At 63.5% G+C, this 11390-nt stretch carries 8 protein-coding genes and 2 pseudogenes; 5 read left to right on the top strand and 5 right to left on the bottom strand.

The genetic code is table 11. From position 1 onward, the window contains the following. Window positions 1-111 precede the first annotated feature (111 nt). The 3 genes from HJB84_RS04485 (at window position 112) to HJB84_RS04495 (ending at window position 2236) form a co-directional block, all read left to right on the top strand. Entirely contained in the window at window positions 112-795 is a 684-nt protein-coding gene (locus HJB84_RS04485; RefSeq protein WP_221115351.1) for a glutathione S-transferase N-terminal domain-containing protein, read from the top strand. Then, window positions 792-1151, top strand: a complete 360-nt coding sequence (locus tag HJB84_RS04490) for a nuclear transport factor 2 family protein (protein WP_221115352.1) — start codon at window positions 792-794, stop codon at window positions 1149-1151. Before HJB84_RS04485 ends, HJB84_RS04490 begins: the two co-directional genes overlap by 4 nt. A 134-nt stretch (window positions 1152-1285) precedes the next feature. Continuing rightward, window positions 1286-2236: an NADP-dependent oxidoreductase gene (locus tag HJB84_RS04495; RefSeq protein ID WP_259669661.1), complete on the top strand. Its 951-nt coding sequence runs from the start codon at window positions 1286-1288 to the stop codon at window positions 2234-2236. Window positions 2237-2438: 202 nt separating this feature from the next. Here HJB84_RS04495 and nadE read toward each other — a convergent pair whose 3' ends face one another. From nadE to HJB84_RS04515, 4 genes and pseudogenes are all read right to left on the bottom strand, one after another. Then, window positions 2439-3272: an ammonia-dependent NAD(+) synthetase gene (gene nadE / locus HJB84_RS04500; RefSeq protein ID WP_221115353.1), complete on the bottom strand. Its 834-nt coding sequence runs from the start codon at window positions 3270-3272 to the stop codon at window positions 2439-2441. Between the two features lie 102 nt (window positions 3273-3374). Beyond that, window positions 3375-4580 carry an adenylate/guanylate cyclase domain-containing protein gene (locus tag HJB84_RS04505; protein WP_207583469.1) on the bottom strand — a complete coding sequence of 402 codons (1206 nt, stop codon included), beginning with the start codon at window positions 4578-4580 and terminating at the stop codon, window positions 3375-3377. Window positions 4581-4610: 30 nt separating this feature from the next. Beyond that, window positions 4611-6223, bottom strand: a pseudogene (locus HJB84_RS04510) (MDR family MFS transporter). A gap of 78 nt (window positions 6224-6301) precedes the next feature. Next, window positions 6302-7543 (bottom strand): HlyD family secretion protein, encoded by a 1242-nt coding sequence (locus HJB84_RS04515; RefSeq protein ID WP_221115354.1) that lies wholly within the window; start codon window positions 7541-7543, stop codon window positions 6302-6304. 128 nt (window positions 7544-7671) lie between these two features. Between HJB84_RS04515 and HJB84_RS04520 the strand changes: the two genes are divergently transcribed. After that, a complete protein-coding gene (locus HJB84_RS04520; protein ID WP_221115355.1) occupies window positions 7672-8574 on the top strand; it encodes a LysR family transcriptional regulator in 903 nt (300 codons plus the stop codon). A gap of 325 nt (window positions 8575-8899) precedes the next feature. Here the strand turns inward: HJB84_RS04520 and HJB84_RS04525 are convergent. Next, a pseudogene (locus tag HJB84_RS04525) lies at window positions 8900-9785 on the bottom strand (branched-chain amino acid aminotransferase). Between the two features lie 240 nt (window positions 9786-10025). Between HJB84_RS04525 and HJB84_RS04530 the strand changes: the two are divergent. Continuing rightward, window positions 10026-11069 carry a zinc-dependent alcohol dehydrogenase family protein gene (locus HJB84_RS04530; RefSeq protein WP_221115356.1) on the top strand — a complete coding sequence of 348 codons (1044 nt, stop codon included), beginning with the start codon at window positions 10026-10028 and terminating at the stop codon, window positions 11067-11069. Window positions 11070-11390: the final 321 nt, after the last annotated feature.

Genomic DNA, 11390 nt, shown 5'->3' on the forward strand with positions numbered 1-11390 from the left:
ATTAAATTCTTGACGAACGTTATTTTATGCGAAACAGTACAAATGTTCAATGACATGAACAGCCGGCATCGACCGGCTGCGCCAAGAGAGGAACTGAGAGAGGAAATCGCCATGAAACTCTATATGAACGCCGCTGCCTGCTCGCTGTCGCCGCATATCGTCTGCCGGGAGCTGGGGCTCGATATCGAACTGGTCGAGGTCGACCGGCAAACCAACAGAACGAGCGACGGGCAGGACTACCTTTCGATCAACGGCAACGGTTATGTCCCGGCGCTGCTGCTCGACGACGGCAAAGTGCTGACCGAGGGGCCGGCGATCGTGCAATTCCTCGCCGACAGCGTGCCGCAGGGATCAGCCATGCTGCCCGAGGTCGGCAATATCAGCCGCAACGAGGTGCAATCCTATCTGAATTTCATCACCGCCGAACTGCACAAGCCGATGGTAATGCTGTTCAACCCGCTTTACTCAAGCGTCCATGCGGAGATCCGCGCGCTAATCTCAAAGCGGCTCACCTGGCTGAACGGCCGCATTGCCGGACCCTACCTCACCGGCGATGCCTTCAGGGTGGCGGACGCCTATCTCTTCGTCTGCCTGAACTGGTCGCCCTGGATCGATGTCGATCTCAGAAAATGGCCGGCGCTGCTTGGCTTCCTCGGCCGCGTGGCCGAACGCCCGAAGGTGCGCGAGGCGATGCAGGCCGAAGATCTCGAAGCCTTCGATGCCGACGGCGTCTATTTCGCGCCGCATGCCTATGTCGCCTCGTCGGGGCGAACGGGATCGCCGGTGCGGCCATGAACGCGGCTTCGACCGAGACGATCCTGCGGCGGTTCAACGATGTGTTCCTGTCGCACAATCCCGCAGCACTCGATGAACTTGTCGGCGAAGACTGCATCGTCGAGAACACGCAGCCGGCGCCGAACGGATCCCGCCATGTCGGACGCGCGGCCTGCATCGAACTCTGGAGCTGGATCGCAACCACCCCCGGCACCTGGTTCGTTTCCGAGGACATGATCGTCACCGGCGAACGCGGTATCCTCCTCTGGCGCTTCTGCTGGGGAGAGGACGAAGGGCAATCGGTGCGCGGCGTCAATCTGATGCGGGTGGCGCACGGCAGGATCGTCGAGGCGCTCGGCTACGTGAAAGGCAATTGACGGCATTGCCGGCGCCGGCGATTATCCGCCGGCGCCGGATGATCCTTCTCGAACTTCCCGGATTATCGAAAGGCTGCGCCGACTGCATCTTGCCTCCCGTGATAGCCGAAGAGCCGGCTCCCCAACGATAGGAGATGACAATGCGCCAGACGATGACGGCCTATAGAGTGCATGCCTTTGGCCCGCCGCAGGCAATTGTACCAGAAAAAATCGAACGCCCGATGCCTGCTGCAGGCGAGGTCCTGGTAAAGGTGAAGGCAGCCGGTGTCGGACCGTGGGACGGCTGGATCCGCTCCGGCCACAGCGCCCTGCCCCAGCCGCTGCCGCTGACGCTCGGCTCCGACCTCTCGGGCACCGTCGAAGCCGTCGGGCCTGATGTCACCCATGTGGTGCGGGGCGATGCCGTCTACGGCGTTACCAATCAGCGCTTTGTCGGCGCCTACGCAGAGTATGCCATTGCCGCCACCGGCATGATCGCCCGCAAGCCGGCGACGATCAGCGACATCGAGGCGGCATCGATCCCGGTGATCGCGGTGACGGCGCGCCAGGCGCTCTTCGACCATGCGAAGCTTGACGCTGGGCAGACCGTGCTGATCCATGGCGCGGCCGGCAATGTCGGCGCCTATGCGGTGCAATTTGCCCGCAAAGCCGGGCTTACCGTCATTGCGACGGCCAGCGGCGGCGACGTCGAGATGGTCGGCAAACTCGGCGCCGATACGGTGATCGATTTCCGCAGCCAGCGTTTCGAGGATTTGAGCCACGAGGTCGACGCCGTCATCGATCTGGTCGGCGGGCAAACCCAGACGCGCTCCTTTGCGGTGCTGAAGCGCGGCGGCAGGCTGGTTTCCGCAGTATCACAGCCGGACCAGGAGCTTGCCAAGGCGCACGGCGTCGAGGCCCTCTTCTTCCTGGTCGAGGTCACGACGGCACAGCTCGCCGACATCGCGGCGATGGTGGAATCAGGCGCGCTCGTGACCCAAGTCGGCACCGTGCTGCCGCTTTCCGAAGCCATTGCTGCGCATGAGATGCTGGAGGGAACCCGGCCGCACGCCAAGGGCAAGATCGTTCTTAGCGTTACCGCATGAACCAAACAATCAAAGGCCGGGCATCGTCCCGGCCTTTTAGGGAGACAGAGCATGATGTCCTCCGAAAACCGCTCACAGTTTTCGGAGGACATCATGCTCTAACGGCAGCTTGCCGTCTCAATCTCCCGTATGGGGCTTGCCGGCATGTTCGCGGACCGCTTAGGGCAAGGGCAAACCCGGCATCCCGATCTCAGGCCTGCCCTCACAGCGCGTTGACGGCAACCGGCGGAGCGCGCTTGTGGGCGGTTGCGCGATAGGCGGCGAGGATGCGGCGGCGGGCGATCTCGCCGACCGGCTTGCCCTCTAGAAAATCGTCGATCTCGTCATAGCTGACGCCATAGGCCTCCTCGTCGGGGCGCAACGGCCGCTGGTCCTCGAGATCGGCGGTCGGCACTTTGAACACCAGCTCATCCGGCGCGCCGAGCCGCTTTGCCAGCAGGCGCACCCGGCGCTTGTTGAGGCCGGCGAGCGGCAGGATATCGGCTGCGCCATCACCGAACTTGGTGAAAAAGCCCATGACCGCCTCGGCGGCATGATCGGTGCCGATGACGAGACTGCCGAGCGCGCCGGCAAGGGCGAACTGGGCGATCATGCGCTGACGGGCCTTGATGTTGCCGAGAATGAAATCCTGGCGACCGGCATCGGCAAAAGCAAGGCCGCCGCTACGGGCCGCGGCAAGCATCGCATCGGCCGGCTCTTTGATGTTGACCACCATCGAACGATCGGCGCCGATCGTGGCAAGCGCCCTCTCCGCATCGGCCTCGTCGGCCTGGACACCATAGGGAAGGCGCACGGCAATGAACTCGGCCTTATGGCCGCTGTCACGCAGCTCGCGCACGGCCTTCTGGGCGATCAGGGCCGCCGTCAGCGAATCGACGCCACCGCTGACACCGAGGACATAGCCGCGCAGGCCCGAGGCCACGAGATAATCCTTGAGGAAATCGGTTCGCCGCTCGATCTCGTGATCGGGATCGATATCGGCGGCGACGCCCAACTCGCGGATAATCTCGCCTTGTTCGTCGGACAGTACTGTCATGGGATTCTTCCTCGGTGTTGTGGGGTTGGCGCAGTATGGGAGGAAGATAGCGGAAGGGTGAGAGGTGTGGCACCCCCTCTGCCCTGGGGTCCTACCACACACCTACCGCACGATCGTGAACAACTCCACCGGCTCCGCAAACCCCTTCAGCCCATGCGCCCCGACGGACACCACATCCCCTGCCCCCGCCTCTTGGCGGAACGGCTCCGACATCAGCAAAACCTCTCCCAACTCGCTGCAGGCGGTCTGGATGCGGCTGACCAGGTTGACGTCGCGGCCGATCAGGGTGAAGTCGAGGCGGCGGCCGGAGCCGATATTGCCGTAGCTGACCTCACCGTAATGCAGGGCGATGCCGGCCTTTACGGCGATGCCCTCATACTGGAAATGGTCGATCTCATTGAGGATGGCACGGGCCGCGGCAAGAGCGGCGCCGCAGGAATTGGCCGCGTCGCAACCCGGGAAAAAGGCGAGCACGGCATCACCCATGAATTTCAGCAGTTCGCCGCCCTCGCGGGTGATGGCCGGCACGATCCTGTCGAAATAGGCGTTGAGCAGGCCGAGCACGGTGCTGCCGGGCAGCCGATTCGACAGTTCGGTAAAGCCGCGCAGATCGCAGAGCAGCAGGGCCGCCTCCATCGATTCGATCTCGTCGCGGCGGATGCGGCCGGCAAGAATGCGGCTGGCCGTCAGCGGGCCGATATAGGTATCGAGCAGGCTGAGCTCGACCTGGCGAAGGATGCGCAGCTCGCTGGTGTTGCGCAGCGCCGGCAGGATGCGCTCTATCAGCTGCCGCTCCGAGGCGGTGAAGCCGCCCGGTCGCCTGGTGCCGAAGACGGCGGCACTAACCGGACCGTCGACATTGCAGAGCGGCGCGATGACAAGCTGCATCAGGCCGCGATCGGCGAAAACATCGATATGCTGCCAGCGGCCATGCACGCTGTCTCTTGTATCGACGACCAGCGGTTCGCGGGTTTCCATGACCTTGCGCAGCGGTGTATTGGCGATGGCGACCCGCGCGCCGTGTTCCCGGTCGTGGATCTCGACCGGCTCGCCCGGCGCCCAGGCGATGGTCCGGCCGATGAACTCGGGATGCAGCGTCATCAGATGCAGGGTCAACCGGTCGACCGGCAGGCCGAGCGCCTGAAGCCTGCGGCCGAGGCCGGAGACGAGGCCCGCTTCGTCGAGCGCATGGCACTCATCGCCGGAAAGCCACTCGATGATCGAGAGCAGCGCCCCGGCGCTGACGGCATGGCCGGCGGCCTTTGGCTGAAACCGATCGAGATCGGGAGCATGGATCGCTGATATCATGGCGTTGTCCTCCTTAAGGGCGCGCGGGGGTTAGTGAGCACCGCCACCTGAGAGCTGACCGGGTTTCCTGAGCAGCAGGCTTGCAACCAGGGCGACGACGAGGGCGACGCCGAGCAGGAAGAAGGTGTCGCTGAAGGCCATGATATTGGCCTGCTTGCGTATTTTGAGCGCGATGGCGACGACGGCCTTGTGGCGGCGAGCGCCTGGTCGCTGACGCCGTGGCTCATGAAGTAGCCGGTGAGCCTGGCGATACGATCGCGGGTGGCTTCCTCGAAGACCGAGACCGAGTTGGTCAGAATGTTCGAGTGGAACTGTTCGCGCTTCGACAGGAAGGTCTGCAGCGAGGCGATGCCGACGGCGCCGCCGAGATTGCGCATCATGTTGAAGAGCGCCGAAGCCGAACCGGCATTCTCCTGCTCGATGCCTGATGTGGCGATCGCCGAGAGCGGGGTGAAGACCAGCGCTTGGCCGATGGCGCGGACGATATTCGGCCAGAACAGCTGGTCGCTCGCATAGTCGCCGGTCATATGCACGTTCATGAAGTTCGAGGCGGCAAAGAGGGCAAAGCCGACGATGATCAGCAGCCGAACGTCGAACCGTTTCATCAGCTGCGGCACCAGCGGGATCAGCAGCAGCTGCGGGATGCCTGTCCAGGCGAGCACCATGCCGATCTGCTCGGAATTATAGCCCTGGATGCGGGTCAGATAGATCGGCAGCACGAAGACCGAACCATAGAGCGCGATGCCGAGCAGGAAGTTGGCGACGATGCCGAAGCCGAAGTTGCGGCGCAGCAGCAGGCGCAGGTTGAGGAGCGGATGGGCCGCCCTTAGCTCGATGACGATGAACAGGGTCAGCGACACGGCGGCGATAACCGACAGGCGGAGGATGAAATCGGAGCCGAACCAGTCTTCCTTGTTGCCTTCTTCCAGCACGGTCTGCAGGGCTGCGAGCCCGATCGCCATGGTGGCGATGCCGGGCCAGTCACCCTTGGCAAGCAGCTTCAGGTTCATCGGCGCCCGGTCGAGCGAGGCCCACAGCATGGCGACCATCAGCGCGCCCGGCACCAGGTTGACGTAGAAGATATATTCCCAGCCCCAGTTCTCGGTGAGGTAACCGCCGATCGTCGGGCCGATCGCCGGCGCGAAGGTGGCCGACAGGGCAAAGAGGGCAAGGCCGATCGGCTGCTTGGCCTTGGGCAGCAGCGTGATGATGATGGTGAAGGCCATCGGGATCAGCACGCCGCCGGAAAAGCCCTGAATGGCGCGCAGGATGATCATCTGCTGCAGGTTGGCCGCAAAGGCGCAGGCGATGGAGAAGATCAGGAAGAGGATGGCGTTGACAAGCAGATAGTTGCGCAGGGAAAAGACCCGCGCCAGCCAGGCGCTCAAGGGGATGACGACGATCTCGGCAATCAGATAGGAGGTCGAGATCCAGCCGCCGTCATCGCTGCCGGCGCCGATGGCGCCCTGAATATCGGCAAGCGAGGCATTGACGATCTGGATGTTGAGCACCGCCATGAAGGCGCCGAGCGTCGAGCCGACAACGGCCGTCCACATGCGAAGCGGGCTCAGGGCTGCGGGCACGGGCGCTGCAGCGGCGGGCTTGCGCGAATTGCTGTTGGCGGCGATCTGAAGAGTGGCCATGACGTATCTCCTTCCGGCTCTTGCGGAAAACTGTCTCATGACGAGGTTCGGGTGATAATTCGGGAATTTGGAGAAGGATCATCCAGCGTGGCTGGATAATCCCCCCTCGGCTGCCTTGGACGCCTGAACAGCCCCGCTCTGGGCAGCCTTGGTATCGATTTCGGGCTCGACCGACATGCCGGAGCGCAACAGGCCGCTCAGCGCCTGGTCGTCGATGACGATCTTGACCGGGATGCGCTGGACGATCTTGGTGAAGTTGCCGGTGGCATTGTCCGGTGGCAGCAGCGAGAATTCCAGGCCGCTTGCCGGCGAAACGCTGTCGACATGACCTTTGATCGATATATCGGGAAAGCTGTCGACCTTGATCTCGACCGACTGGCCGGGACGGACATAGGTCAGCTGCGTTTCCTTGAAATTGGCGACGACATAGACGGCATGCAGCGGCACCACCGCCATCAGCTGCGTGCCCGAGGTGACATACTGGCCGACACGGATCGACCGGGCGCCGACCGTGCCGTCGACGGCGGCGACGATATCAGTATAGGACAGATTGAGTTCGGCCTGCTGGGCCGCCGCAGCTGCCCGGTCGCGCTCGGCGACCGTCTGTTCGCGCTGGCTCTGGAGCACCGGCACCTTGTTCTCCGCCGCAACGAGCGCCGCCCGGTCGCGCTCGACGGCGGCAGCTGCCTGGTCGCGGGCCGACTGGGTCTGTTCGGCGCGCGACTGGGTGCCGGCGCCATTGCTGATGAGGCGGGCCGAGCGGGCGGCGTCGGAGACGGCAAAATCCAGCGAGGCCTGCGAAGCATCGATCGTCGCCCTCGCCTGCCCGATGACCGACTGCTGCAGGGCGATCTGGGCATCGATATTGGTGATGGCGGCTTCGGCCGCCTTCAGATTGGCTCTCGCCTGGGAAAGTGCGGCCTGGAAATCACGATCGTCGATGCTGGCAAGAACCTGGCCTGCCTTGACCGCGTCGTTGTCGTTGACCAGAACCTGCCTGATATAGCCGGCGACCTTCGGGGCGACGGTGGTGTAATCGGCCTTCACATAGGCATCGTCTGTGGATTCGATGAAGCGGCCGACCGTCCAGTAGCGGTAGCCGAAATCGCCTGATAAGGCGACGCCGGCAAGCAGCGCGGCGGCAACGACGGCGCGCTTGAATATCGCGCGGCCGGCCTTTTTGGGAGCGTCGGAAACCGGCGCTTCGGCGACCGGCATGGGAGCCGCCTCGGCGACGGGCGCCCGGGCGGTTTCGTCAGCCAAGATCAACTCGGCCTGTCCGGCAGTTTCGAAAACATCCTTGCGGGGTAACTCGACCATCGTCCTTCTCCTTCGTCTGTCGCCCCGTTTCTGCGGGGCCAGAAGGAAAATGCACCCTGCCAATCATTCTGATAATCTGCTTATATCGGGAAGGATCATCAACTCTCAGCGGATAATCCGGAGACAATATGGATCGACTGACAAGCCTCGCCGTCTTTGGCCGCGTGGTGGAATGCGGCGGGTTTTCCGCTGCCGCGCGCCGGCTCAACATGTCCGTGACCATGGTCGGCAATCACGTGCAATCGCTGGAGGACCGGCTCGGCGTCAGGCTGCTCAACCGCACGACACGCAAGGTCAGCCTGACGGAAACCGGCAAATATTACTATGAGCGCTCGTCGCAGATCCTCGCCGAACTCGACGAGGCGGATCGGACGGCTGGGGCGCTGAACACGACGCCGCGCGGCACGCTGAAGGTCTATACCAGCAGCGCCATCGTGCGGTTCCTGCTGCCTGTCGTCAGCGAATATATGGAGCTTTACCCGTCGATCGCGCTCGATTTCAGCGTCGGCGAGCGGATGGTCGACATGATCGAAGACGGCTACGACCTGGTGATGCGCACCGTGCCGCCGCCGGATTCGTCGCTGGTCGCCCGCAAGCTGACGCCTTGGCGCCATATGCTGGTCTGCTCGCCGGCCTATTTCGAGAGCCACCCGATGCCGAAAAGCCCGGCCGAGGTCGCCGATCACAATTGCCTGCAATATGCCTATTACCCCTATGGCGACGAATGGCGCTTCGAGGATGGCGAGGGTAAGCAGGAGAGTGTCAAGATCGGCGGCAACGTCGTCTCCAACAGCGCCGAAATGCTGCGTTTCCTGACGCTGAATGGGCAGGGCATCTTCCTGGCGCCGAGCTTCGTGGTGTTCGACGACATCGCCGAAGGGCGGCTGGTGAAGATCATGCCGGACTACCGGCCGGTGGAATTCAACATCAACGCCGTCTACCCCAACCGCAGCCACCTGACGACCAAGGTCCGGCTGTTCATCGATCTGTTGGCGGAGAGATTTGCGGAGCATCGGAAGTGGATGACGTGAGGGCCTGAAGCAGGCCTGCTCTCACATTTTTTTAGAATGGGCTCGGGGGTCGATGGCACCCCCTCCGCCCTGCCGGGCATCTCCCCACAAGGGGAGAGATCGGATGGGGCGATGGTTTCCCCAGACAACGGGCCTTACAGACGTCGTCATTTTAGAGCGAGGCATGACCTCCTGCCGATCTCCCCACCTGTGGGGGAGATGCCCGGCAGGGCAGAGGGGGGGTGGACGCAGGCTGGGATTTGCCGGCGGGATCGCGCCAGCCCTTCGCTTGCGCTTCGGGCGTTCGTCGCTGCAATCGATTGACTGGATCGATTGCAGCGGCTTCTCACTCTTCACTCTCGCTTCGTCCGTGGGCCCAGTCCATGTAGAGGTCCAGCGCCTTGCGGGTGACCGGGCCTTCCTGAAAATCGCGGCTGTCGAGGCGGGTGACGCCGACGACTTTGGAATAGTTGCCGGTGGTGAAGATTTCGTCGGCTGCGAGGAAGTCCTCGACCGACAGCGTTGCCGACGACGTCGAAACCGGCCTTGCGCAAAAGGCCCATGACTCGGGCGCGAGTGATGCCGGCCAGGAAGGTGCGGTTGGCGGCCGGCGTCATCACCACGCCGTCACGCAACAGGAAGACATTCGAGGAGGCGGTCTCGACGACGTTGCCGTTGAGATCGCGCACCAGCGCATTGTCGAAGCCGCGGCTGCGGGCCTCGGCGATCATCCGGCCGCTGTTCGGATAGAGCGAGCCGGTCTTCGCCTCGGTCATCGCCGTTTCCGGCGACGGGCGGCGATAGGGCGAGACGGTGAGGCTGGTGCCGCCATGGCCGCCCATCGGCGCCTCGAACAGGCAGAGTGCGAAGCGGGTCGATTCCGCATCGACGGAAACGACGCTGCCCGGCGAACCATGTTCGCCCCAATACATCGGCTTGATGTAGATCGGCGTCGCGCCCTCGAATTTGGCAACACCCTCCCAGGCGAGTGCGGCGATTTCCTCAGCCGATTTCACCGGTTTCAGGCCCATGGCCAGCGCCGAGCGGTTGATGCGCTGGCAGTGCAGGTCGAGATCCGGCGCAATGCCGTCGAACCAGCGGGCGCCGTCGAAGACCGTCGAGCCCAGCCACATGGCATGCGAGGTCGGCCCGATCAGCGGCGGATTGCCGGGGAGCCATTCCCCGTCGACGTGAGTCCAGGTGGTTGAACGCGGTGATGTATCGACGGCCATGCTGCCCTCCCTAAAAAGCTGGTTGAGCAAAAACCCCGTCGGCAAGCCGGGTCAAGGATAAATCCAGACCGGAAACATGGAAGCAAGAAAATGCCGGAGGATGACGCCTGGCCGCAATTTTCGTGCGCGACAACGGTGACTTGAGCGATGGGTGCATCAGCAAAAGTGATGGGAATGGATGTTGGAATGGCAGCTTGGCGGATGCATCATGGGCGCAATCACTGAACAAGGAAGACACCGATGAAAGCCATGTTCTACGAAGCCTTTGAACAGGCGCCCGAGATTCGCATCCTGCCCGATCCGACGCCTTCCGAGGACGGCGTCGTCATATCGGTCGGCGCCAGCGGGCTCTGCCGCAGCGATTGGCACGGCTGGATGGGACACGACCCCGATATCCGCCTGCCGCATGTGCCGGGGCACGAGCTTGCCGGAAAGATCGTCGCCACCGGCCGCGGCGTGATGCGTTTCAAGGTGGGCGACCGGGTGACCGTGCCGTTCGTTTCCGGCTGCGGCCATTGCAGCGAATGCCATTCCGGCAACCAGCAGGTCTGCCCCAACCAGTTCCAGCCGGGCTTCACCCATTGGGGATCGTTCGCCGAATATGTGGCGATCGATTATGCCGACACCAATCTGGTGCATCTGCCCGATACGATCGACGATGCGACGGCGGCAAGCCTCGGCTGCCGCTTCGCCACCTCGTTTCGAGCCGTCGCCGACCAGGCGAGGACCGGACCCGGCGAATGGATCGCCGTGCATGGCTGCGGCGGCGTCGGCCTGTCGGCGATCATGATCGCCACCGCACTCGGGGCGAATGCGATCGGCATCGATATCTCCGAGGAGAAACTTGCCTTCGCCAGAGAATGCGGGGCAGTGGCAACGGTCGATGCCTCAGGCGTCGCCGACGTGGCGGAGGCGGTGCGCGAGATCACCAAGGGTGGCGCGCATGTCTCGATCGACGCGCTCGGCCATCCCGCCACCTGTTTCAACTCGATCAAGAATCTTCGCCGGCGCGGCCGGCATGTGCAGGTGGGGCTGATGCTCGGCGAACATGCCACGCCGCAGATTCCGATGGCGCAGGTGATCGGCCACGAATTGGAGATCTACGGCAGCCACGGCATGCAGGCCTGGCGCTACGACGCCATGCTGTCGATGCTCGCCGCCGGCAAGATCGCGCCGCAGAAGCTGATCGGACGTCGGGTCAGCCTGGAGGAGGCCGTGCCGGCGCTGATGGCGCTCGACAAGGCAGAGGCGACGGGGATCAGTGTGATCACCCGGTTTTCATGAGGGAATTCCACCCTCTCGCCTGTGGCAAGCACAGGAGGGAGTAAGGTGCCGCCACGATTGCCTTCTGCCCAACGGGGAGAAGATGCCAGCAGGCAGATGAGGGGGTGAGCGGCGAAGCCGCGAATGCACGGAGCGGATGCGAAGGGCAATCATGAATGGCGTGCCGTGCGGCCCCCTCATCCGACCCTTCGGGCCACCTTTGTAACTTCCCTTTACCCGCTATTGGCGTAGTACTGCCTGTTGCGGTGGCGGATGGAAGACCGTTGCACCTTTGGGACACCAAGCCCGTGGGAGAGCCTGGGTCTCCGTCCGCCGTTCCAT

This window comes from Rhizobium sp. NZLR1b, from assembly GCF_019685155.1.
GTDB lineage: Bacteria > Pseudomonadota > Alphaproteobacteria > Rhizobiales > Rhizobiaceae > Rhizobium.

What these genes read in the sequence shown, in the direction of transcription:
- nadE (WP_221115353.1), bottom strand. Translation starts at nt 3,272, where the DNA reads ATGACAGTACTGTCCGACGAACAAGGCGAGATTATCCGCGAGTTGGGC.
- HJB84_RS04490 (WP_221115352.1), top strand. Translation starts at nt 792, where the DNA reads ATGAACGCGGCTTCGACCGAGACGATCCTGCGGCGGTTCAACGATGTG.
- HJB84_RS04530 (WP_221115356.1), top strand. Translation starts at nt 10,026, where the DNA reads ATGAAAGCCATGTTCTACGAAGCCTTTGAACAGGCGCCCGAGATTCGC.
- HJB84_RS04520 (WP_221115355.1), top strand. Translation starts at nt 7,672, where the DNA reads ATGGATCGACTGACAAGCCTCGCCGTCTTTGGCCGCGTGGTGGAATGC.
- HJB84_RS04485 (WP_221115351.1), top strand. Translation starts at nt 112, where the DNA reads ATGAAACTCTATATGAACGCCGCTGCCTGCTCGCTGTCGCCGCATATC.
- HJB84_RS04505 (WP_207583469.1), bottom strand. Translation starts at nt 4,580, where the DNA reads ATGATATCAGCGATCCATGCTCCCGATCTCGATCGGTTTCAGCCAAAG.
- HJB84_RS04515 (WP_221115354.1), bottom strand. Translation starts at nt 7,543, where the DNA reads ATGGTCGAGTTACCCCGCAAGGATGTTTTCGAAACTGCCGGACAGGCC.
- HJB84_RS04495 (WP_259669661.1), top strand. Translation starts at nt 1,286, where the DNA reads ATGACAATGCGCCAGACGATGACGGCCTATAGAGTGCATGCCTTTGGC.